This is a genomic window from Sphingomonas sp. SORGH_AS_0789, assembly GCF_031453055.1.
GTDB lineage: Bacteria > Pseudomonadota > Alphaproteobacteria > Sphingomonadales > Sphingomonadaceae > Sphingomonas.
This window is the reverse complement of the sequence record NZ_JAVIYV010000001.1, coordinates 3,814,525-3,837,500: the sequence shown is the minus strand read 5'-3', so window position 1 is coordinate 3,837,500 and position 22,976 is coordinate 3,814,525. Positions and strand designations below refer to the sequence as shown.

General features: G+C 63.8%; 14 protein-coding genes, 1 tRNA gene, 2 rRNA genes, 5 pseudogenes and 1 other annotated feature (1 of these 23 running past the window's edge). Of the genes and pseudogenes, 14 read left to right on the top strand and 8 right to left on the bottom strand.

Features of this window, described 5'->3' with window-relative positions:
* The 3 genes from QE360_RS17265 to QE360_RS17255 form a co-directional block, all read left to right on the top strand.
* Window positions 1-1,737 (top strand): 23S ribosomal RNA (locus QE360_RS17265); it begins 1,085 nt to the left of the window's first position.
* A gap of 128 nt (window positions 1,738-1,865) precedes the next feature.
* Window positions 1,866-1,980 (top strand): 5S ribosomal RNA (gene rrf / locus QE360_RS17260).
* Window positions 1,981-2,096: 116 nt separating this feature from the next.
* Window positions 2,097-2,173: transfer RNA gene (locus tag QE360_RS17255), tRNA-Met, on the top strand.
* Here QE360_RS17255 and QE360_RS19155 read toward each other — a convergent pair.
* Window positions 2,130-2,921: a recombinase zinc beta ribbon domain-containing protein gene (locus QE360_RS19155; RefSeq protein ID WP_405052685.1), complete on the bottom strand. Its 792-nt coding sequence runs from the start codon at window positions 2,919-2,921 to the stop codon at window positions 2,130-2,132. The genes QE360_RS17255 and QE360_RS19155 overlap by 44 nt on opposite strands.
* Window positions 2,922-3,115: 194 nt before the next feature.
* Here QE360_RS19155 and QE360_RS17250 point away from each other — a divergent pair.
* Window positions 3,116-4,047: pseudogene (locus QE360_RS17250) on the top strand (IS3 family transposase); the annotation flags it as partial.
* Window positions 3,397-3,513 (top strand) — a sequence feature (AL1L pseudoknot). (Overlaps the previous pseudogene by 117 nt.)
* 7 nt (window positions 4,048-4,054) lie before the next feature.
* On the opposite strand, the gene QE360_RS17245 reads toward QE360_RS17250, so the two are convergent.
* Window positions 4,055-5,464, bottom strand: coding sequence for an IS30 family transposase (locus tag QE360_RS17245; protein ID WP_309698497.1), 1,410 nt, complete (start codon window positions 5,462-5,464; stop codon window positions 4,055-4,057).
* A gap of 44 nt (window positions 5,465-5,508) precedes the next feature.
* Here QE360_RS17245 and QE360_RS17240 point away from each other — a divergent pair.
* Window positions 5,509-5,811, top strand: a pseudogene (locus QE360_RS17240) (integrase core domain-containing protein); the annotation flags it as partial.
* 36 nt (window positions 5,812-5,847) lie between these two features.
* Here QE360_RS17240 and QE360_RS17235 read toward each other — a convergent pair.
* Together QE360_RS17235 and QE360_RS17230 are read right to left on the bottom strand one after the other, a co-directional pair.
* Window positions 5,848-6,537 (bottom strand): recombinase family protein, encoded by a 690-nt coding sequence (locus QE360_RS17235; RefSeq protein WP_309704224.1) that lies wholly within the window; start codon window positions 6,535-6,537, stop codon window positions 5,848-5,850.
* Between the two features lie 92 nt (window positions 6,538-6,629).
* Window positions 6,630-7,239 (bottom strand): annotated as a pseudogene (locus QE360_RS17230) (IS5 family transposase); the annotation flags it as partial.
* 377 nt (window positions 7,240-7,616) lie between these two features.
* On the opposite strand from QE360_RS17230, the gene QE360_RS17225 reads away from it, so the two are divergent.
* The 3 genes and pseudogenes from QE360_RS17225 to QE360_RS17215 all read left to right on the top strand — a co-directional run.
* Entirely contained in the window at window positions 7,617-10,838 is a 3,222-nt protein-coding gene (locus QE360_RS17225; protein ID WP_309703547.1) for a carboxypeptidase regulatory-like domain-containing protein, read from the top strand.
* A gap of 14 nt (window positions 10,839-10,852) precedes the next feature.
* Window positions 10,853-11,977, top strand: a complete 1,125-nt coding sequence (locus tag QE360_RS17220; RefSeq protein ID WP_309703545.1) for a purine nucleoside permease — start codon at window positions 10,853-10,855, stop codon at window positions 11,975-11,977.
* A gap of 249 nt (window positions 11,978-12,226) precedes the next feature.
* Window positions 12,227-13,019, top strand: a pseudogene (locus tag QE360_RS17215) (IS481 family transposase); the annotation flags it as partial.
* A gap of 167 nt (window positions 13,020-13,186) precedes the next feature.
* Here the strand turns inward: QE360_RS17215 and QE360_RS17210 are convergent.
* Window positions 13,187-13,468, bottom strand: a complete 282-nt coding sequence (locus QE360_RS17210) for a hypothetical protein (RefSeq protein ID WP_309704221.1) — start codon at window positions 13,466-13,468, stop codon at window positions 13,187-13,189.
* Window positions 13,469-13,619: 151 nt separating this feature from the next.
* Here QE360_RS17210 and QE360_RS17205 point away from each other — a divergent pair, with 151 nt between their 5' ends.
* Genes QE360_RS17205 through QE360_RS17195 form a run of 3 tightly spaced genes read left to right on the top strand, consistent with a single transcriptional unit; the run spans window position 13,620 to window position 15,075 of the window.
* On the top strand, window positions 13,620-14,624 hold the full coding sequence (locus QE360_RS17205) for an SDR family oxidoreductase (RefSeq protein WP_309703543.1): 1,005 nt from the start codon (window positions 13,620-13,622) through the stop codon (window positions 14,622-14,624).
* Between the two features lie 16 nt (window positions 14,625-14,640).
* Window positions 14,641-14,865, top strand: coding sequence for a hypothetical protein (locus QE360_RS17200; protein WP_309703541.1), 225 nt, complete (start codon window positions 14,641-14,643; stop codon window positions 14,863-14,865).
* A gap of 9 nt (window positions 14,866-14,874) precedes the next feature.
* Window positions 14,875-15,075 (top strand): hypothetical protein, encoded by a 201-nt coding sequence (locus QE360_RS17195; RefSeq protein ID WP_309703539.1) that lies wholly within the window; start codon window positions 14,875-14,877, stop codon window positions 15,073-15,075.
* Between the two features lie 56 nt (window positions 15,076-15,131).
* Here QE360_RS17195 and QE360_RS17190 read toward each other — a convergent pair whose 3' ends face one another.
* Together QE360_RS17190 and QE360_RS17185 are read right to left on the bottom strand one after the other, a co-directional pair.
* Complete coding sequence (locus QE360_RS17190; RefSeq protein ID WP_309703537.1) at window positions 15,132-16,256, bottom strand: ATP-binding protein; 1,125 nt, start codon at window positions 16,254-16,256, stop codon at window positions 15,132-15,134.
* A complete protein-coding gene (locus QE360_RS17185; protein ID WP_309703535.1) occupies window positions 16,246-17,487 on the bottom strand; it encodes a response regulator in 1,242 nt (413 codons plus the stop codon). The genes QE360_RS17190 and QE360_RS17185 overlap by 11 nt, the downstream gene beginning before the upstream one ends.
* Before the next feature lie 188 nt (window positions 17,488-17,675).
* Here QE360_RS17185 and QE360_RS17180 point away from each other — a divergent pair.
* Together QE360_RS17180 and QE360_RS17175 are read left to right on the top strand one after the other, a co-directional pair.
* Window positions 17,676-18,230: pseudogene (locus QE360_RS17180) on the top strand (ABC transporter permease); the annotation flags it as partial.
* Between the two features lie 184 nt (window positions 18,231-18,414).
* Window positions 18,415-19,062, top strand: coding sequence for an FtsX-like permease family protein (locus QE360_RS17175; protein ID WP_309703534.1), 648 nt, complete (start codon window positions 18,415-18,417; stop codon window positions 19,060-19,062).
* Between the two features lie 38 nt (window positions 19,063-19,100).
* On the opposite strand, the gene bioB is transcribed toward QE360_RS17175, so the two are convergent.
* On the bottom strand, window positions 19,101-20,123 hold the full coding sequence (bioB, locus tag QE360_RS17170; RefSeq protein ID WP_309703532.1) for a biotin synthase BioB: 1,023 nt from the start codon (window positions 20,121-20,123) through the stop codon (window positions 19,101-19,103).
* Window positions 20,124-20,384: 261 nt separating this feature from the next.
* On the opposite strand from bioB, the gene QE360_RS17165 reads away from it, so the two are divergent.
* Window positions 20,385-22,907 carry an EAL domain-containing protein gene (locus tag QE360_RS17165; protein WP_309703529.1) on the top strand — a complete coding sequence of 841 codons (2,523 nt, stop codon included), beginning with the start codon at window positions 20,385-20,387 and terminating at the stop codon, window positions 22,905-22,907.
* The last annotated feature ends 69 nt before the right edge of the window (window positions 22,908-22,976 follow it).

Sequence of the window (22,976 nt, the reverse complement as noted above, 5' to 3'; positions counted from 1 at the left end):
AAAGCATGTGGAAATCCCAAAACAACCAGGAGGTTGGCTTAGAAGCAGCCATCCTTTAAAGAAAGCGTAACAGCTCACTGGTCTAAACAAGGGTTTCTGCGGCGAAGATGTAACGGGGCTCAAGACACGCACCGAAGCTTAGGGTGTGTACTTTGTACACGCGGTAGCGGAGCGTTCCGTAAGCCTGCGAAGCGATCTGGTAATGGGTCGTGGAGGTATCGGAAGTGCGAATGCAGACATGAGTAGCGATAAAGAGGGTGAGATGCCCTCTCGCCGAAAGACCAAGGGTTCCTGCGCAAGGCTAATCCGCGCAGGGTGAGCCGGCCCCTAAGACGAGCCCGAAGGGGGTAGTCGATGGGAACCACGTTAATATTCGTGGGCCTGGTGGTGTGTGACGGATCTCGTGTGTTGTACGTCCTTATCGGATTGGACGTGCCTCGAAGAGGTCCCGGGAAATAGCCCCACCGTATAGACCGTACCCGAAACCGACACAGGTGGTCAGGTAGAGTATACCAAGGCGCTTGAGAGAAGTGTCCTGAAGGAACTCGGCAAATTGCCTCCGTACCTTCGGAAGAAGGAGGCCCCATGTAAGCGCAAGCTCTCATGGGGGGCACAGGCCAGGGGGTAGCGACTGTTTAGCAAAAACACAGGGCTCTGCTAAGTCGGCTTCAAGACGACGTATAGGGCCTGACGCCTGCCCGGTGCCTGAAGGTTAAGTGGAGGAGTGCAAGCTCTGAAATGAAGCCCAGGTAAACGGCGGCCGTAACTATAACGGTCCTAAGGTAGCGAAATTCCTTGTCGGGTAAGTTCCGACCTGCACGAATGGCGTAACGACTTCCCCACTGTCTCCAGGACATGCTCAGCGAAATTGAATTCTCCGTGAAGATGCGGAGTACCCGCGGTTAGACGGAAAGACCCCGTGCACCTTTACTGCAGCTTCAGAGTGGCATTGGACAAGAACTGTGTAGCATAGGTGGGAGGCTTTGAAGCATTGGCGCCAGCCGATGTGGAGCCATAGGTGAAATACCACCCTGTTGTTGTTTAATGTCTAACCTCGTACCGTGAAACCGGTACAGGGACCCTCTGTGGCGGGTAGTTTGACTGGGGCGGTCGCCTCCTAAAGAGTAACGGAGGCGCGCGAAGGTTGGCTCAGGCCGGTTGGAAACCGGCTGTTAGAGTGCAATGGCATAAGCCAGCCTGACTGCGAGACTGACAAGTCGAGCAGAGACGAAAGTCGGTCATAGTGATCCGGTGGTCCCTCGTGGAAGGGCCATCGCTCAACGGATAAAAGGTACGCCGGGGATAACAGGCTGATAACCCCCAAGAGCTCATATCGACGGGGTTGTTTGGCACCTCGATGTCGGCTCATCACATCCTGGGGCTGGAGCAGGTCCCAAGGGTTTGGCTGTTCGCCAATTAAAGTGGTACGTGAGCTGGGTTCAGAACGTCGCGAGACAGTTTGGTCCCTATCTGCCGTGGGCGTCGAAATTTGAGAGGAGTTGACCCTAGTACGAGAGGACCGGGTTGAACGTACCTCTGGTGTACCTGTCGTCGTGCCAACGGCGCAGCAGGGTAGCTATGTACGGACGGGATAACCGCTGAAAGCATCTAAGCGGGAAGCCTCCCTCAAGATAAGATTTCTCAGGACGGTCGAAGACCACGACCTCGATAGATCGGATGTGGAAGTGCGGTAACGCATGGAGCTAACCGATACTAATTGTCCTATTCGCGCTTGAGAGCTCCACACCCCCACCATCAGCCCTGGGCTGACGGCAAAAGGGTGCGGTCATTATCAAGCCAGGTGCATCGATTTTATACCCATCACCCCGCCCACAAAGCGGGGTCAGTATTCGCGGACTCTATTGCCTGGTGGCCATAGCGTCGGTGTCCCACCCGATCCCATCCCGAACTCGGCCGTGAAACCCGACTGCGCCAATGGTACTACTGCTCAAGCAGTGGAAGAGTAGGGCGTCGCCAGGCATTATAGTCCGCGTATACACAAAAACCCATTCACTTGTTTCCTCGGGCACTCAGCCCGGGGCGCTCAGCCCCACGACACCACGCATGAAGCGTGCCGCCGTGCGGCTCAGCTCAATCGCGGGGTGGAGCAGCCCGGTAGCTCGTCAGGCTCATAACCTGAAGGCCGCAGGTTCAAATCCTGCCCCCGCAACCACCGCTATAGAACTCGATACGCCGCCCTCACGGGCGGCGTTGTCGTTTAGGGCATACGCCATCAGCGACGCTACGCTGGCCGCTACCTCCGCTGCGGGACCCCCCGGTTCATCCGGATAGATCGTCACGCTCTCGATAAGCCGCGACATGATTGATGCGGCCTGCCCGCGGACCGCAGGATCTTCCAGCGTGGTGCGCAGGGCGGCGATCCGCGCCCGAAACTGAGCCTGCAGAACGAATGGCGTTGGAAGCGGGGGTTGCGAAGCCACCCCTCTGTCGACGGTAGCGTTTCGCAAAATCAGGCGGGCCTTCTCCGTCTCCCGTTCGTCGATCATCTGACGGAGGGCAGGGCTTGCAATACCCGCCAGCAGATTTTCATGTAGATTGCCGAGTTCGCGCTCGAGTTGCTGCAGACGGATCCTGGCCGTGTCAGCCTCATGGCTGTCGATCCGCGCAAGTCGCGTGGCTTCGCGCTCATATTCCGCAATGAACAGGCGTACATGGTCTTCGGTGAGCAGACGGTGTTGGATAGCCGTCAGGCTTGCCTCTTCCAGGGGCCCCTTGCGGACCGATAGCCTGTTGTCACAGGTGCCACGTTCCTTCTGACCGGCGCAGCGATAATAGTCCTTGCCGCTGATCGTGTAGTTGGACCCGCAGCAACCGCATCGGATCAGGCCGGATAGCAGATGCTTCTTGCGATTACCCTGGGCCAGCGGCAGCGACGTGGTGGTGCGCTTGCGGGCGTTCATTTCCGCCTGCACCGCCTCGAAGTCACTGTCATCGACGATGCGGAGGTCCGGGACTGCCACCTCGATCCACTCGCTGGGGTCTCGAAGCTGATAGCGCCGTTCGCGCTTTTCCGAGTCCGGATCGCGTCGCCAGTGTCGACGTGAACCGCCCCGGGTTTGTCGGAGGCTCCAACTCCTGAGAAGGTGGAGCCTGTATGAGTAAGACGACGAACAAGTTTGCGCCTGAAGTCCGCGAGCGAGCGGTAAGGATGGTGCTGGATCACGAGCGCGATCACCCATCGCGATGGGCAGCGGTAGTTTCCATTGCCGAGAAGATTGGCTGCGTTCCGCAGACGCTGCATGAGTGGGTAAAGAAGGCGGAGGTGAACAGCGGCAAGCGCGCTGGCGTTCCGACCGAGGTCGCTGACAAGATGAAGGCGCTAGAACGCGAAGTCCGCGAGCTTCGACAGGCCAACGAGATCCTGCGCAAGGCATCCGCATATTTTGCCCAGGCGGAGCTCGACCGCCCATTCCGGCGATGATCGCCTTCATCGACGATCACCGTAAATCCTATGGGGTCGAGCCGATCTGCCGCGTCTTGCCGATCGCCCCATCGACGTATTTCGAGCGTGTCGCGCAGCGGCAGGATCCAATGCGCCTGTCGGCGCGGGCACAGCGGGATCAGGTTCTCAAGCCCGAGGTGGCGCGTGTGTTCGCCGAGAACTTCGCGGTCTACGGCGTCCGCAAGGTCTGGCGGCAGATGATGCGCGAGGGCTTCCCGGTCGCCCGCTGCACTATCGAGCGGCTGATGCGCGATATGGGTCTACAGGGCGTGATCCGGGGCAAGCCGGTTCGCACGACGATGAGCGACAAAGCAGCGCCGTGCCCGCTGGATCACGTCAACCGCAGGTTCTACGCGCCAGCGCCGAACATGCTGTGGGTGTCGGATTTCACCTACGTCGCTACCTGGGCGGGGTTCGTCTATGTCGCCTTCGTCATCGACACTTACGCGAGACGCATCGTCGGCTGGCGGGCGAGCAGGACAGCGCATGCCAGCTTCGTCCTCGATGCTTTGGAACAAGCGCTTCATGACCGCCGGCCGGCCCATCGAAGCGGTCTCGTCCATCATAGCGACCGTGGGTCGCAAGGCGGATTCAACCGGTCGTCGCAACGCCGTAATGTTTGATCTTTGCGAGGCATTGGTCAAGCGCCTCGGCCGGTGTTCTCCAGCCAAGCGTCTTGCGTGGTCGATCATTGAGGGTCGCTGCAACCGCCGCGAGCGTATCGGCGCTATGTGCACTGAGGTCGGTGCCCTTGGGGAAGTACTGGCGCAGTAACCCGTTGGTGTTCTCATTGGTGCCGCGTTGCCAGGGGCTTTGGGGGTCACAGAAATAGACCTGCACGCCTGCATCGATCTTGAGACGGGCGTGCTGCGCCATCTCCGCGCCCTGATCCCAGGTGAGCGAGCGGCGCAACTCCCTGGGCAAGGTGGTGATGGTACGGGTAATGGCATCCCGCACGGCCTCGGCGCCATGCCCAGCCAGCGCCGGTCCGTTTTTGATACGCGGCTTGGCGTCGTGACCATCCATACGGGGCAGATGGAGCAGCATCGTGAAACGCGTCGACCGTTCGACCAGCGTCCCGATCGCCGAGCTGCCGACCCCGAGGATGAGGTCGCCTTCCCAATGGCCCGGCACCGCACGGTCATCGGCTTCGGCGGGCCGTTCGCTGATCATGATCTCCGGCGTCACGAAGCCCTTGCCGCGCTGACCAACCCGCGCCCGTGGCACGCGGAGAGCCCGGCCGCTGCGCAGGCATGCGGTGAGGTCACGGCGCAGGGCGCCGCGGGCTTGCACGAACAGCGCCTGGTAGATGGCTTCGTGGCTGATGCGCATGCTGTCGTCGTCCGGAAAGTCGATGGGCAGACGACCGGCAATCTGCTCCGGGCTCCATGCCGTTGACCAGCGCCGGTTCTGGCGCCGTCCATGTCGCCGCCCTTTCCATGATGCCACCGTCGGGCCGATGACAGACGGGCCACCGGGTCTGGCAACGACGCCGCTCAACCGATCTTCCACCCAGCGCCTCAGCCCTTCATTGGCTGCAAGCTTGGCGACCTTGGGACGGCGTGCCGCCCGCTCGGCATGCCACTGGGCCGTCGTCGCACGATAGTCGAAATTGCCGCTGCGCGTCGCGGCATTGCGCCGGATCTCGCGCGAGATGGTCGAGGCAGCACGGCCGAGCCGGCGGGCTATCTCACAGACGCCATGCCCTTGAACCAGCAACAGCGCGATCTCCTCGCGTTCCGCCAGCGACAGGTATCTGCCCGATAAGGGCTTCGCCGATGGCCTGAACGCTGCCGGTGGCATCCCGCCTGCCTCCCGAAACCAGCGGCTGCCAACCGGTTGTGACGCTCCTGCCTTCACCGCTGCCGCCTCGCTGCTCATCCCGGCAGCTACATACCGCCAGAACAGTTCACGCTCTTCCCGATTGGCGACTGGCGGCCGTCCCGGAGACCGCAACTGTGACCGTGTGCACCGGTCCGAACGCCGCTTCTTTATATCCATCGTCCGCCTCCATTTTCGAAGCGTTGCGACGACCGGTTGAATCCGCCCAATACGTCTCCATCAAATACACCGAGCGCCTCGCCGAAGCCGGGATCGAGCCATCGGTTGGCAGCGTCGGCGACAGCTACGACAACGCTTTGGCCGAGACGATCAATGGCCTCTACAAAGCCGAGGTGATCCACAGGCGTGGGCCGTGGCGCAGCTTTGAAGCCGTCGAATACGCCACGCTCGAATGGGTCGACTGGTTCAACCATCGCCGGCTGCTGGAGCCCATCGGCAACATCCCGCCTGCCGAAGCCGAAAAGCAATATTATGCTGCCGCGGAGAACCTGGATATGGCAGCGTAACTCACAACCCACGGCCTCCGGCAAACCCGGGGCGGTTCAACGTTTCCAGACAAGCCGTCCCGTGTAGAGGGGGTTGTTAAGGATGCCGACCAGCTTTTTGTGGTCGCCCCGGATGGTCGAGGCATTCCACTCCCCGCCACGAGGTGCTGGAATACCCTCAGCATTCAGGCGGGTGGCGATATCGACGGACGACAGGCCGCCAGCGAACCATTTATAAATTTGGCGAACCATGTCTGCCTTTGCCTCGTCGATCGCGAGCAGCCCACGGACGAGTTCGCCTTTCGCATCGAGCTGGATGACGCGCTTGTAGCCATAAGCGCGTCCACCAGGGAAACGCCCTGCCAGGACCGCCGCCTCCATGCCGCGCAGGGTCTTGTCGACAAGGTGTTTGAGGAAGATCGCGCCCATCAGGCCCGCGACGGCGAACTTGATCTCATCGACCCGGCCTTCGCTGATCGTATGCAGCTGGACGCGGTGATAGGGCAGTTTCTTGCCCAGCCAGGCCACGTCCTCCGCGTCACGCGCCAGCCGGTCCAGTGACTCGCATACAATGAGGTCGACCTCGCCCGCCTCGACGGCCGCAAGCAACCCTCTCAGTCCGGGGCGGTCGCGCCGATAGCCTGAAATCTCAGGATCAAGCCAGGTCGCTACGACCCTGCCACCAAGGAGATTGACGAGGGGCGCACACGCCGCAACCTGATCGTCGGACGACGTGGCCGTTTGCAGGGCGGTCGAATGATGGCCATGGGGCGGTGATAGGAAGACAAAATCCAGGCGTGCATCAACGATACATAATCGTCAGGGTCAGGACTCGTTGATCACAGCCAGCAGATGACGGTGGCAGCGAGGGCAATGGCGGAGAAGAAGACGGTTGGGCAGCGGTCATAGTGTGTGGCGACGCGGCACCAGTCCTTGAGGCGACCGACCGTGATCTTGATGCGCCTGCGCGCCGGTAGCGGCGCTTGTCGTACCGGACTGGCTCGTTGCGGGACTTGCGGCCTGGAATGCAGGCCTGGATGCCCTTGGCATAGAGTGCGCCCCTGAACCAGTCGGCGTCGTAGCCGCGGTCGCCGAGCAGCCACTGCGCGCTTGGCATGTCATCGAGCAGGGCTGCCGCGCCGGTATAGTCGCTGACCTGGCCAGCGGTCATGAAGAAGCTCAAGCGGCGCCCGTTCACATCGGCGATGGCGTGGAGCTTGGTGTTCATGCCGCCTTTGGTGCGGCCGATCAGTCGGCCGAGATCCCCTTTTCAACCCACAGGCTCAATGCCGTGCGGTGCGCCTTCAGGTAGGTTGCGTCGATCATGACCGTTTTCGGCCCAGCGCCAGCTGCCGCTAAACCTTCCATCATTCGCGTAAACACACCGGCCTTGCCCCAGCGTTTCCATCGATTGTACAGCGTCTTGTAAGGGCCATACTGGCTGGGAGCAGAACGCTTGGCTGAACAGGGACTGCATCCGCGCCTTCACCTTACGCAGCGGTGATGCCCAAAACTCCAGCGTTGTCTCGATCGATGCTCCCGTCACCACGACCTCCTCGCCATGGTGACACATTGAGTCAGAACACGATCAAGAACGCATCTGTAATGCTAAACTCGCGGACGATCGTGGGCTGCGCTCATTTTTGCAACGATCTGTGATAATCATTGCGTTTTGTTTTTCCCGTGGTCTTCCTTAATTGAACGGCCGGGATAGCGACGCAGATCGGCTCCCATAGCCGCGCACCGCTGAAAATCCGACGCAGGGTAATGAACGCTCTTTCCGCGTCTGATCAATGCAATCCATTGCCGTCAAAGGGGGCTTCGTCATGCGTGTTCTTCATCGTTCCGGCCTGTTTGCGATGGCGTTGTGTTCCGCTACGGCGATCCATGCGCAGGAGACGACATCCGCGATCCGGGGAATAGTGACGGATGGCGGCATGGCCATCGCCGATGCTGACATCACCATCGTCCACGTGCCGTCGGGCACCACTGCGACTAGCCGGACGGACGCTTCGGGTACTTTCGCCGCGACTGGCCTGCGCCCGGGTGGCCCGTTCACCGTCCGTGTGGAGGTAGCGGGACATGCTCCGCTCGAAATTACCGGGATCAGCCTGACCGCCGGTCAGCCGCTGCGTCTGCCTATCGAACTGAGCCAGCCTGGCGACGGGGCCGACATCGTCGTTACAGGCAGCAAACGTGGCGAGGCGACACAATTGTCAACTGGCCCGATTTCAGTCTTTGATCGCACCGCGATCGCTGGCGTTGCGTCGGTCAAACGCGACATTCGCGACATTGCCAAGCGCGATCCCTTTGCGACGATCGACCCAACCAACAACGGCATTAGCATCGCCGGAGCGAATGCACGCACCAACAAATTTTCGGTCGACGGCCAGCGCTTCAGTGACACGCTGGGCCTCAACACCGGCGGCCTGCCGACCGCACGCGGTCCCGTACCGCTCGATGCGATCGAGCAATTGTCGGTCAAGGTAGCGCCATACGACGTTGCCGAGGGCGATTTTCAGGGTGGCGCCATCAACGTCGTTCTGCGCTCGGGCGGCAACAAGTTCCACGGTGACGGCTTCTTCACCTACACTAGCGACGGCCTTACCGGGAACAGCACGCGAGCAATCCCGCTCGTCCTCGATTTTAGTAGCCGGAGCTACGGCGGGTTTCTGTCTGGACCAGTTTTCGAGGACAAATTGTTCTTCGCATTAGCCTATGAACGGTTAAGCGAGACTACCCCGGCGACTTTCGGGCTGGCGGGCGCGCCGAACGTTGTGCCCAGCCTTGCGCAATCGCAGATCGACACGGTCAGTTCGATCCTGTCATCCAACTATAAATACGATGCAATGGGGGTGCTTGGATCGGTCCGCGAGACTGACGAGAAATATACGGCTAAAATCGATTGGAATATCGTCGATGGGCAGCGTCTGGCGCTTACGTATATCCATAATTCGAACACAAATGTGAGCGCGGGGGGCGGATCGGTATCCGTCAGCCAGCCCTCGCTGGCACTGGCAAGCAACGCAACGAAAGTCCCGCAAGAGTCAGATGCGGCAATTGCACAGCTTAATTCAGATTGGTCCGACAATTTCCATTCCGAAATCCGCGTCAATTACCGAAGCTATGATGCGCCGAGGTTGCCAGCCGGCGAAGCAGGATTCGCGCAACTAACGACCTGTCTTGATCCGTCGTCGGTTGGAAATCCGATAAACTGCGTATCCGGGACGACTGGCGTTGCCGATAACGCCAGCCTGGTAGTAGGCACTGCTCGTTTCAACCAGACCAACGTAGTCCGTACCAAGAATTATGGGGCGGATGTTACACTGCGGGGCGAATTTGGCGCGCATTCGGTAAAGTTAAACTTTGGATATAACCGAAACGACATCGTAAATCAGTTTATTGCCAACTCGCTGGGGACGTATTACTTCGACTCTATCGCGGATTTGCGCAGCGGCCGGGCAAGCTCGCTGGTGTTGGCGGGGGCCGTGTCGGGCAACAACGCCGATGCGTACGGCAACTTTTCCTACAATCAAATCACCTATGGTCTGCAGGACAGCTGGGACGTTAGCAACCGGCTGAACGTCACTTATGGCGTCCGAGCCGACCTGTACGATATGTCGGACCGACCGGCGGACAGTAACTTCTTCCAAGCGCGGTACGGCTTCACCAATACCAGCACCTTCAAGGGCAAGTTTGTGCCGCAACCTCGCATCGGGGCGACATGGCGAGCGAGTGACCGGCTAACGCTACGCGCGGGCGGGGGGCTCTTTCAGGGCGGCACACCCGACGTGCTGATCGGGCGCAGTTTTACCGATACCGGGGTCGTCAGCAATTCTATAACCATCCAACGGCTTGCGAACGGCAGTTGTAACGTCGCTGCGGCACTGTGTTCAGCGGCATTGGACGGCGTCAACGGACGTACGTTCACTCCCGCCGTGCTCGACTATCTACGGACGAACACCGCCAGCCTGGCCAATGCGGGCACCGCATCGATGGCCGCGAACTATCGGCCTGCCTCGACGTGGAAAACCAGCCTCTCGGGTGATTATATTGCCAACCTTGGCTTCCTCGGCGATGGCTGGCGCATCGGCGGCGACATATACTATGGCGTCGTAAAGGACGCGCCGATCTACACCGACTTACGTTCGGTAGTAATCGGCACGACCCCAGACGGTCGCCCACGCTATTCGACCGCGACGGTTAACAGCGATTTCCGGCTGACAAACACTGACCGGGGCCATTCGCTGGTGGCCGTCGCCCGCATCGACAAACGCTTCGGGAAGAGCTTGGGACTAGGTGCCAGCTACACCTTCCAGGATATCACCGAACTGGCGCCGCTCAACGGCTCGCTGGCGTCGGAACTCTACAGTGCAAGTGCTGCGGTCGATCCGAACGGATCCGCCTACGGCACAAGCCAATATGAAATCCGCGGCAGCCTAAAGTTCAATCTCGACTTCAATCATGCGTTCTTCGGCGACAATAAGACCCGGTTCAGTTTGTATGGTGAACGACGCTCAGGCAATCCCTATAGTCTGACGATGCGCGATCCGGCATCCGTCAACAGCCGTTCGGTGGTGTTTGGAACGACGAACACCGCAACGCGAGCGCTGCTGTACGTGCCGGATCTGTCCAGCGCGACTGCGGATCCGCTGGTCGTGTACGACAGTTCGGCGACCTATGACTCGCTGCATGCATATGCCGTTGCCAACGGGCTGACCAAGGGGGTCATCGCCAAGAACAGCATGCGTGCACCGACGTGGTTCAAGGTCGATCTGCACGTGGATCAGGAAATGCCTATCCCATTTGTGCCAGCGAAGTTCAAACTGTTCGCGGACCTTGAAAACGTGCTCAACCTGATCGATCACAACTGGGGATCGTACCGCACGGTGGCGACAAATTCGCCAATCGTCAGTGTTGCCTGTGTCGCCAGCGGCGCCAACGCCTGTGCACAGTATCGCTACTCCGCGTTCACGGCACCGGTGGAAACCAACCAGGCGCGCTTTTCAGTCTGGGGCCTGCGGGTCGGCGCGCGGATAGACTTTTAAATCGGGAGATGACGATGCAATCGATCCTTGCCGCCGTACTGCTCGCGCTCACCGCCTCCCCCGTCGCCGCCGCTCAAGAACCTACAGTGCCACCGCTTCCCGTCACGAAGCGCATCCCGGTCAAGGTGATCGTGATCGCCAATTTCGAACCGGGGGAGGACACCGGCGACATCCCGGGGGAATTCCAGCTGTGGGCCGAACGGGAGAAGCTCGACGACGTCATCGCGTTGCCCGGTGGCGTCCACCCGCTGCGCCGCAATGCGCGCGGGCTGTACGGGATGGTCTGGGGCGGCACCGGAACCTTGTTCGGCGATGCCGGGCAGCAGTTGATCGGACTGCTGATGGATCCGCGGTTCGATTTTTCGAAGACCTACTGGCTGTTCACCGGGATATCGGGCGTCGATCCGCAGCTTGCCTCGGTCGGCAGCGCGGCGTGGGCACGCTGGGTCGTGCAGGGCGACACGCTGCGCGAATTCGACGACCGTGAGGTTCCGAAGTCCTGGCCCTACGGACTGTTCGCGATAGGGGCGACGGCGCCCAATGCCTTGCCGGACAACGGCAATAGCTTCGGTGGCAGTGACGACACGGCCGGGCTGGGCATGGCGATCGAACTGAATCAAGGCCTCGCCCGCTGGGCCTTTGAACGAACACGCTCGATCACGATTCCGGATACCCCGGCCCTCCAGAAAGCGCGCGCCGCCTGGAAGGGCTTTCCCAATGCGCAGAGGCCTCCGTTCGTGCTGATGGGTGAGACACTCGGGGCGCGGCGCTACTGGCACGGATCCGGCCGGACGCAATGGGCACGCGACTGGGTCAAGTTGTGGACGCATGGCAAAGGCGTGTTCGCCATGACCAACATGGAAAGCCAGACATTGGCGGGCGCGATCGAACTCGGCGCAAAGCTGAAGCTGGTCGATCCCGCGCGCGTGATGGTGCTTCGCACGGGTAGCAATCCCTCGATGCCCCCACCCGGCAAGTCCGCCGTCGCCAGCGTCAGTGACGAAGGGCTGGGTCAAATCGCAGCGTATGAAGCCAGCTATCGCGTAGGCGCGCCTGTCGTGAACGAACTGCTAGAGCATTGGGACCGATACGTCGACACGATTCCAACTGCTTCGGCCTTGTCAAAACGGCAAAAATGAGGGGTTTGCATTAACCGCGATCACTCAACGTCGCCAGCGGTCTGGTCATCACTACGCTGATTAGCCTGTCGGTCGGGTACCAAACAGCAGCGAAGGAAATAGGTGGACGACCAACCTGCCACCGGGATATCTCGCTGCGGACGTGATCGATGCGGCGAGGGTCATACAGAGGTGGTCCCAGTTTTCTGAACAGAAGGCTAACTTCATGATTAGCGCCTATGTTCGCAACATCATGGACGAACGCATGCAACCCTGTCCGAGGCGGCGGAGGCAATGGTTGTGGCGTTCCGGCGGCACACGCTGCTGCCGCTGGCCTGCCCCCGCGTAGGCGGGGGACTGCCTCTACGCCCTGCAACCGTCGCTCCCGCACCTGACGCGCTCAGCGCTGCACCGATGCCTCCAGCGGCATGGGATCTCCCGCCTGCCGGACATCGAAGGCGACAAACCGAAGCGGCAGCGGTTCAAGCGCTACCCGATCGGCTTCTTCCACATAGACATCGCAGAGGTGCAGACCGCCGAGGGCAAGCTGTACCTGTTCGTCGGCATCGATCGCACCAGCAAATTCGCGGTCACGCAGCGGGTCGATAAGGCTGACAGGCGCACGGCGTGGGAGTTCCTCGAGTACCTGCTGAAAGCCGTGCCGTACCGCATCCACACCATTCTGACGGACAACAGCATCCAGTTCGCCGAGCAGCCCCGCAACCGGAACACCGCCTGGTCGCGCCAGATGCGCTTCGACATGATCTGCGAGGCAAACGACATCGAGCACCGTCTGACGAAGCCGAACCATCCCTGGGCCAACGGACAGGTCGAACGGATGAACCGCACCATCAAGGAGGCGACCGTCAAACGCTTCCACTACGAGAGCCACGACCAGTTGCGAACACACCTCGCCGACTTCATGGCCGCCTACAACTTCGCCCGCCGGCTCAAGACGCTCAGCGGGCTCACGCCCTACGAATACATCGCCAAGATCTGGACGTCAGAGCCAGACCGGTTCATCGTCAACCCGATCCACCAGATGCCGGGACTGAACACCTAGATGCATGAATGGGAAGGTATCTACCCTGGCAATGATCCGATGCGGCACTCAAAATTGAAAACCGGGTTCTGCAGCGGTCAAATCCTGCCCCCGCAACCATATTTACCCACATCACCCCATACGAAACCGCCACGGCACAGCCGGTGGCGGATTGGCGCGTTCACGCCTCAGCGACGCCGCCCGCCGCCCCTCGGCGGCAGCACCGCTGGCGGATCCTGGCTCTCCGCCAATTCCACCACCTCGAATCTGTAGCCCACCCAGCCGCGCTTGCGTGCCGCTTCCGCCAGCGACGCGTCGTGCGCCATGGCTTCTTTCCGCGATTTCGCGTGACCCCAGAACACCTCCGTCCGGCCCCCGCCCAGATCCGCGACGATCCGCCAGTAATGGCTGAACGGGGCAGAGGTCGGGCCGATGGTCTTCACATAGCTGTTATTCCGCCATGAACCGATCTATCTGCTCAGGCGACTAAAAGTGCTTTATATCAATGGCATGATAAATACGTAGATCACCCCGCCTTCCTGCCGCATCACCATCGCGCATTTTTCGCGGCAACCAACCCTCTCCACGCGCGTCCCACCCACGCAACGGGAAGGACTGGCGATGACGAGAACGGCGGTGGTGACGGGTGGGAGCGCGGGTATCGGCCTGGCGACGGCCGAGGCGTTGGCGAAGGCCGGATGGAATGTCGCGATCATCGCGCGGGATGCGGCGCGGCTGGAGGAGGCGCGAGCCATGCTCGTCAAGCATGGCGGCGGAGTTCTGGCGATCAGCGCGGATGTTGCCGATGCGGCGGCGGTCGATGCGGCGGCGGACCGGATCGAGCGGGAGTTGGGGCCCATCGAAGCCTGGGTCAACAATGCGATGTCGACGGTCGTTGCGCCCGCCGACCGGATCAGTGCGGAGGAATATCAGCGCGTCACCGCGACCACCTATCTCAGTCAGGTCCATGGCACGCTGGCCGCGCTGCGGCATATGAAACCGCGGCGGCGCGGGGCTATCATCCAGGTTTCGTCGGGGCTTGGCATCCGGGCGGTCCCGCTTCAGGCCGCCTATTGCGCGGCCAAGTTCGCCGTCTCGGGCTTCACCGACGCGCTGCGCGCCGAGCTGATCGCCGACAAGGTGCCGGTGACGCTGACCGTCGTCTATCTGCCCGCCGTCAACACGCCGCAGCCCGGCTGGGCGCGCAATCATACCGGGCGCGAGCAGGTGCTGCCCGATCCGCTGTTCGATCCGCGTGTCTGCGCGGAGGCGATCCTGTCGGCGATCGACAGGCCGGAGCGTGAAATCTGGGTCGGCCGATCGACCATCCAGATGGCGATCGCCCAGTCGCTGGCTCCCGGTTTCGCCGATCGGCAGGCGAGCGGCTTCGCCAAGGACCAGTTGGGTGCCCCGGCCAGCAACAAGCCGGGCAATCTCGACGAGCCGGTCGCCGGTCCTGCGCGGATCGACGGCGACTCGACCGATCGAGCGATCGACCATCGACTCGAGTTCTTCACGTCGCGGCAGCGCGATCTGCTCAAGCTGGGCGTCGGCGGTGGCCTTGCGGGCATCGGCGCGCTGGCCGGGTTCGGCGTGTCCCGCCTCTTCGCCCGCCCGAACCGCTGACCGACAGGAGGACAGGATGACCGATATTGCCACCGAGACCCGCCGTCGCGAGATCGCGACCGAGCATCTGCTGTTCAAGACGATGGAATATGTCGAGCGACAGCATCCCGGCCTGCTCGATTTCCTGGAGGACAGCCTCGACCATCTCGGCGATCCGGCGGACGGCGTGGACAAGGATGATGCGGCGGTGCGCGCGATCGCACGCCGCATGATCGCCGGTGCACGGCGCGAGGGCGGCTGAGCCCGGCGGATGGCGCTTCACTTCGTCGGCTTTCGCGGTGAGGAATATGTCCGCGCCATACGTGTCTTCGGCCCGCCCGACTTCATCCATATCGGGTGGGACCGTTGGGCGCGGCTGGAGGTGATGCAGGACGACGTCGCGGTGTTCGCGACCGGAACGGCGGAGGACGAACCGTCGGCTTACAGCTTTCCCGATATTCGCGAGCCGTAACGCGGCGGACATTCCTTATCGGCCATCACCCGACCCGGCATGACCGCCAGTAGGGGTTACGCACCCGGCACCCGCAGGCGGAAGGTGGCGGGTGTCAGGGCCAGAAGGTCGAGCGAACCGCCATGCGCCTGGGCGATCCTGCGCGCGAGGCTGAGGCCGATGCCGGTGCCATGGGTCTTGGTCGTGGCAAAGGGGCGGAAGATGGCGGTGGCCTGGTCGGGGGGAATGCCTCGCCCATTGTCGGTGACGTCGATGGCGACCAGCCCGTCCTGTCCACTCACCGACACGGTCACCGCCGCCCTGTCGGCGTCCACCGCTTCGACGGCATTTTGCAGAAGTGCCCAGATCGCCTGGGCAAGCTGGTCGCGATCGACCATTCCGGTCCGGGGGACAGGGATCGCGATCGTCAGGACCGCGTCGGGCCAGCGGCTGGCGAAGAGCCGCGCCAGATCCTCGATCAGGTCGTTCAGGCGGACCGGTTGCTTGACCGGCGGGGCCAGGCGGGCCAGCGACCGATAGGTCTCGGCAAAGCGCTGCAACCCTTCGGCATGGCGCGCGAGGGTCGTCAGGATTTCCGGCAGGAGATGGCGCTCGTCGCCCTTCGCCTCGATCGCGGCGAGCCCGCATTCGGCGAGCGAGACGATCGGCACCAGGCCGTTGAGCAGCTCATGGCCCAGCACCTGGATCATCTCGGCCCCGGCACGCGCCTCCGCCGTCCGCTCCTCGCTCTCGACATCGACCAGCGCGACGACGGATTTCGTGCCGAGTTCGACACGGTCGGCGCGCCAGCTTCGTCCGGCATGGCGGAGATGCGTGGCCTCGCGATCGAACAGGGGCGGCGGGGGCGGCAGGATACGGTCAGCGGTATCGAACAGGCGGCGTGCGGCGCGGTTGAGCGCGCGGGCATCCCCTCCATCGACCAGCAGCAAGGGGGTAGGGGAGGCGTCGAGCAATGCGCCGTGGACCAGGGCCTCGCGATCCGCCTCGCTGGCGGTCGGCGGTGCGGCGATAGCGGGGCGCCTGGTCGCCAGCAGGCTGCGCAGCGTCAGCCATGCGATGGCGAGCAACGCGCCGGCCACGGCTAGCCACAACCCATGCGCCCATGCCAGACTTGCGGCCGCCCCCGCCATGGCGAGGGACAGCGCCGTCGCGATCGCCGATCGCCCGGCGCTAGAGACCATGCTGTGCCATGCGTCGGTAGAGCGTCCCCCGGCTGATCCCCAGGGCCGAGGCTGCGCGCGAGATATTGTGCCGATGCTCCTTCAACGCGGCCTCGATCATCGATCGTTCGGCATCCTCCAGGCGGAAGGCGGGCGCCGCGTCGGTCGCGACCGACGGCGAAAGGGGGCCGACGGGGCGGAGCGCGGCTGCGTCGATCACCCCGTCATCGGACAGCAGGACCGCGCGCTCGACCGCCGCCGCCAGCCCGCGCACCTCGTCGGGCCAGTCGGTCGCGGCCAAGACCGCTTCGGCGGCGGGCGTCAGCCGGACCGAGGCATGACCATAGGCCTCTGCCGCGACCTGGGCGAAATGACGCGCCAGGACCACCGCATCGTCCCGCCGCGCATGGAGCGGCGGCACCGCGATCTCCAGGGTGCAAAGGCGCCGGTGCAGCGCGGGGGTCAGCGATCCCAGCCCGTCCGCCACGCTGATACACCGCGATCCGGGCGGCAGCCGATCGAGCAGTCGCGCCTGCGCCACCGCGTCCAGCCGGTCCGGGTGGCGCAGGAGGAGGGTGCTGTGCGCGCCGTCGAGCGACGGCCATTGGTCCGGATCGCGAAGGTCGATCCGCAGCGGTGGGCGGTCCGCCTCGCGCGACGCGGCATGGACCGCCAAGGCTGCCAGGGTGCGGCCCGATCCGGATCGGCCGGTGACGCAGATATTGGCGACGGTCGGCCCGACCCGCCGGATCGTCGCGCGCATGCTTTCCATGGCGACCGAATTGCCCAGCAGCATGAGGCCGCCACCCGATCGATCCACGGACGGACTTGCGGCGGGACCACGCGCGCCAATCGCGGCCGTGCACTTCGCGAGCAGATCGTCCTTGCGCCACGGTTTCATCAGGAAGTCGCGCGCGCCCGCCTGCATCGCGGCGACCGCGATCCGGATGCCGCTGTGCGCGGTGATGACGATGATCCGAGCATCGGGGTCCTCGGCCATGATCCGCGCGATGCAAGACAGACCTTCCTCGCCGTTCGTCCGACCGGCGGAAAAGTTCATGTCGAGCAGGATCGCGTCATAGCGACGCCGCGCGAGCAGCGAATAGGCCGCCTGGGGATCGGCGGCGATGTCCAGCCGGTGCCCGGCCAGCCGAAACAGGATATCGGTCGCCCGCGCCACGACCGGATCGTCCTCGACCAGCAATATCGTCCATGGGCTTGACAGGTCGGGCGACTGTCCGTCGGCGGACATAATGTTCCGTCCTGTTTGGCCATGGGTCGGCGCCGGACAGGAGAAGTCTTTGTTCATAGGGGGTTGGCGTTTCCGGCGCTGGACAGTGACACTCCATCCATGATGACCGATCATCCGGGACGTGCAAGGGGCGGCGACAGGGCACGCCCGGCCCGCGAAAGGATCGGGTTTCGGACGGAGAGGCGTCGATGAACAGCTTGGCCCTGACCGCGCTCTACCGGGCGACGACACGCCATATGGGGCACGCCCTGCTCAACATCGGCGGGCTGGCGGTCGGGATCGCGGTGTTCCTGGTATTGGGGCTCTATGTCCGTTTCGAATGCAGCTTCGAGCGATGGATTCCCGATCATCGGCATATCTATCTCGTCCGGACCGAGCTGCATCTGCCCGGCAGTCCTTTCAATGGCGCCTATCCGATGACGATGGCGGGCCTGTTCGAACAGATGCGGCAGGATTTTCCGGCGCTGGTCGGTACGCGCATCCGGGGCGGCAGACAGGGGGGCAGCATAGTGCGACAGGGCGATGCGATCGTCGCCGATGTCGCGCAAGTGGATCCGGGCTTCTTCGATGTCTTCGACCTGCCGATGCTGCGCGGCGACGGGCGGCGGGCGCTGGCGGAGCCGTCCGGCGCGCTGCTCAGCCGGACCGAGGCGCGCAGGCTGTTCGGGGATGCCGACCCTATCGGGCAGAGCCTGACCATCGCGGTCGATACCCCAGAAAGCTATCGGGTCGCGGGGATCTTTGAGGATCTGCCCCGGAACAGCGACCTGCAAATCTCGATCCTGATCCCGATGCCGCGCAAGCCGCCGCCCGCGCGGTGGGATTGGTACAAATGGGGCACGGTCGATGCGATGACCTATCTGCGCTTTCCCGATGCCGCGACCGCGCGCTGGGTTTCCGCAGCCCGGCGGAGGCGATCGGCAAGACGTGGGGCGCAGCAATCCCCGGACGATCATCGGGGTGATCGACCAGCTGCGCTTCGGCTCGCCCCGCGCGCCCGACATGGTCACCTTCTATCAATATCAGCGCGACGGGCCGCCGAATGCGATCGCGGCCATCCGCTACACCGGGGACGCGTCGGTCATGCTGGCGCGGGTGCGGGCGACCTGGCGTCGGCTGGCGCCCCAGATACCGCTGGACGCGCGGACCGCCGACCAGCGGCTGGCGGAATTCTATACGAGCGACGATCGGGCGGCCCGCCTGTTCGCGATCGGGGCGGCCATGTCGGTTCTGATCGCCTGTGTCGGCCTATGGGGCCTTGCCTCGTTCGACACCGCGCGGCGGGTGCGGGAGATCGGTATCCGCAAGACCCTGGGGGCGTCGTCGGCGGATATCGTCCGGTTGCTGCTGCTCCGCTTCCTCCGGCCGATCCTGATCGCGAACCTGCTGGCTTGGCCGCTGGCCTATGGGGCGCTGCGCCTGTGGCTGGCGGGGTTCGGCGACCGGATCGCATTGTCGCCGCTCCATTTCGCCGCGCCCAGCCTGGGGGCGATCGTCATCGCCGTGGCGACCGTACTGGGGCAGGCCTTGCGCGCCAGCCGCGCGACTCCGGCCTGGGCGCTGCGTCAGGGGTGAGCGGCGGTGGCCCCCGACCTGCGCCGGGGGCTCGAGGATTATTCCGCCGCGACCCGCATCGGTTCTGCGCCTTCCATCGGCTTCAGGCCCAGCTTGGCGAAGAGCGCCGCATCGGCATCGTCGCCCGCATTGCCCGCGGTCAGCAGCTTGTCGCCGGTGAAGATCGAGTTCGCCCCCGCCAGGAAGCACAAAGCCTGCGTCGCCGCCGACATGCTCTCGCGCCCGGCGGACAGGCGGACCATGCTCATCGGCATGGTGATGCGCGCGACCGCGACCGTGCGGACGAACTCGATGTCATCGATCCGCGCCAGCGGCGTATCGGCGAGCATGTCGCCCAGCACCGTGCCCTTGACCGGCACCAGCGCATTGACCGGCACGCTTTCCGGATGGCGCGGCAGGGTGGCGAGCGCATGGACGAAGCCGACGCGGTCAGCCCGCCTCTCGCCCATGCCGACGATCCCGCCGCAGCACACCGAAATGCCCGCCTCGCGCACGTTCGACAGCGTCTCCAGCCGGTCCTCGAAGCAGCGCGTCGTGATGACGTTGGCGTAGTTCTCGGGGGAAGTGTCGATATTGTGGTTGTAATAGTCGAGCCCCGCTGCGGCCAGCCGCTGCGCCTGGGGGGCGTCGAGCATGCCCAGCGTCATGCAGGTCTCCAGCCCCATGGCCTTCACGCCCTCGACCATGGCGACGACCTTGTCCATGTCGCGCTCCTTCGGGGACCGCCAGGCCGCGCCCATGCAGAAACGCTGCGATCCCGCCGCCTTGGCCTCGGCGGCCGCCGCCAGCACTGCCTGCACGTCCATCAGCTTTTCCGCCTTCACGTCGCTCTCGGCCGAGGCGCTCTGCGAGCAGTATCCGCAATCCTCGGGGCAGCCGCCGGTCTTGATCGAGCACAAGGTGCACAGCTGCACCTCGTCGGCGGCATGATGCGCGCGGTGGACCTCGGCCGCGCGGAACAGCAGCTCGGTGAAGGGCAGGTCGAACAGCGCGGCGATCTCGGCGCGGGTCCAGTCGGTGCGCAAGTGCGCCTCGGGGCGAAGCGCGGTGGTCGTCGTCATTACGTCTGGTCCTGTCCTTCGCCCGTCTCGGGCGGCATGTTATGGCCGAGCAGCCTCAGCCCGTCCTCGGCCGCGTCGCAGGGCGCCTGATAGTCTCGCCATGGGGCAAGGTCACCCGGTATGTCCCGGTTTTCTTCGGGCAATCCGGCCTAGCAACCCTGGCACGCCGCGTGATAGGACGCGCTTTCATCTTTGTTAAGATGTCCAATTTAATGACGGTTCGTTATCGATCGGCGGTGGGGGCCGCAAAAATTGCTGTCCATGTTCAAAGCGCTGCGGCTGGTCATGCTGGCCGTCCTGATTGGCCTTGCGCCGGGAATTGCGTCGGCCGCCGGCGTCGATCTCCATCGCTCGGTGTGCAGCGCGGCGCTGCCGGACATGGCGGGCGATGCCGCGATCGCCGCCGCGGCCTATCGTTGCGGCGCCGATGCCCCGACCGACAGCGACCAGTGGCTGTGGCTGCGGCTGGACCCGTCGCATCTTGGGGGGCTGGCCTCGCCGTGGAGCCTGCTGGTCGACCAGGTGCGGTTCGACCGCATCGCGGTGATGACCGTGACCGACCGGGGCATGACGCGCCGGAGCTGGTCGTCCTCCGACCTGGGGGGCAACTGGGCGCCGGGGGGGCTGCTGAAATTCCCGATGACGGTGCCCGGTCGTGACATTCGCGGCCTGTATCTGGGCTTTCGGCGAATCGACGACCTGTCGCTGATGCGCAAGGTCGTGGCGATGCCGGGTTCGGCGCTGACCACGGGCGAGGTGAAGTGGCTGTTGCTGATCGGGCTCTTCACCGGGACGCTGCTCTCGGCCTTTCTCTACAATCTCGTCATCCATACCGGGCGGCGTCTGGCGTTTCAGCGCTGGTATCTGCTCTGGGTTTCCGTCTCGCTCGCTTATGGGCTGGTCTGGACCAATGCGGCGGCCTTTGTGGTGCCGCAACTGGTGGGCCCGGTGGCGTTCCGGCTGGATTATGTGCTGGTCGGCCTGATGGTGGCGGCGTGCAACATGTTCTTCTTCTCGGTGATCGAGGAGGGGATATTGCCGCGCGGCTTCGTCCGGGCGGGGCGCGTGCTGGCCGTGGCGGGGGCGGTCATGGGCTTCGTGGCGGCGGCGGACATGTGGTTTCCGGTCATCCTCACCGACCGCCTGCTCAACTATGTCATCGCGGGAACCTCGGCGATCATCGCGCTGTCGTGTGGCATCGCGGTGCGGCGCGGCAGCCGGGTCATCTGGTTCTACATGATCGGCTGGGGGCCGGTCATCTGCCTGTTCCTGCTGCGCCTCACGCGCAATCTGGGCTTCGCACCGCAGAACGACCTAGTCGATCTGGCAACCTTCGCCGCGCTGGCCTTCGAGGCGCTGGTCCTGTCGCTGGCGATCGCCGACCGGTTCCGCCTGATCCGCCACCAGCTCGAACTCGCCCGCCAGCGTCGCGAGGTCGACATGGCGGAGACCAAGACGCTGCGGATCGCCGCGCATACCGACTTCCTGACCGCGCTGGGCAACCGCGCGGCGTTCCAGCAGCATGCCAACGACCTCATCAAGGGCCATGTCCCGTTCAGCCTGTTCCTGATCGACGTCGATTATCTGAAGGACGTCAACGACCGGCTGGGCCATGCCAGCGGCGATGCCCTGCTGCTCAGCGTCGGCTCGGCCTTGTCCCAGGCCACCCGGCTGTTGCCCGATGTCCGGGTGGCGCGGATCGGCGGCGACGAATTCGCCATATTGTGCCCCGGATCGGTCGAGGCCGAAACCGCGCTGTCCGAGGCGATCATGACCGTCCAGGGCGACCGCTGGCACCCGACCGACAGCAATTGCACCCTGTCGCTCAGCATCGGCGCGGCGCGCTATCCGGACGATGCCGACGCGCTCGACATGCTGTATCAGAATGCCGATCTGGCGCTCTATACCGCCAAGCGGCTCGGGCGCGCGCGCTATATCCGGTTCGACCCCTTGCAGCGCAGCCTGCGCGACCTGCAGCTGGAATTCACCAGCGATGTCGAGGCCGCGCTCCAGCGAGGCGAGTTCCAGCTGTACCTCCAGCCGATCGTCTCGCTGGAGACCACGCGGATCTGCGGCTATGAGGCACTGCTCCGCTGGAACCACCCGCGTTACGGCCTGATGGCGCCCGATCGCTTCGCCGACGTGCTGGTGGCGGAGCGGATCGGCCTGCGCATCCAGGAACATGTCCTCGAACTCGCGCTGCTCCAGCTGCGCGAGCATGGCGAGCGGATGGGCGTGCTGAGCGTGAACTTCACCTCGGCCCAGCTCTCGGGCCCGCGCTCGGCGCGCAATGTCCTCGACCGGCTCGCGCATCACGGTATCGCGGCGTCGCGGCTGTGCGTCGAGGTGACCGAAGGGGTGATGCTCGACCGGACGGCGGACACGATATTGGCCAATCTCCGTATCCTGCACGATGCGGGCGTGACGATCGCGCTCGACGATTTCGGCACCGGCTATGCCTCGCTGGTGCATCTCCGCCGGTTGCCGGTGGACCGGATCAAGATCGACTGCTCCTTCGTGTCGAGCATCGAGCAGTCCGAGGGAGGGACGATGGCGATCGTCCGGGCGATCGTCGGCATGGGCACCGGCCTGGGCAAGGTCGTCGTCGCCGAAGGGATCGAGAGCGAGGCACAGGCGCTGTGCCTTCGCGACCTGGGGTGTCAGCTGGGGCAGGGGTTCCTCTACGGACGCCCCGCACCCGGACTGATGGCCGATCCCCTGCGCGTGGCCGCCGGACCGGCTGCGGCCAATGACGTGGCGCAGGTGGCGGCGGCGCACCACTAAGCCCGAATGGCGGGCGGCCTGCCCCCGAGTGGGACAAACCGGCCCTTTCGGCCGCAAATGGCGATGCGG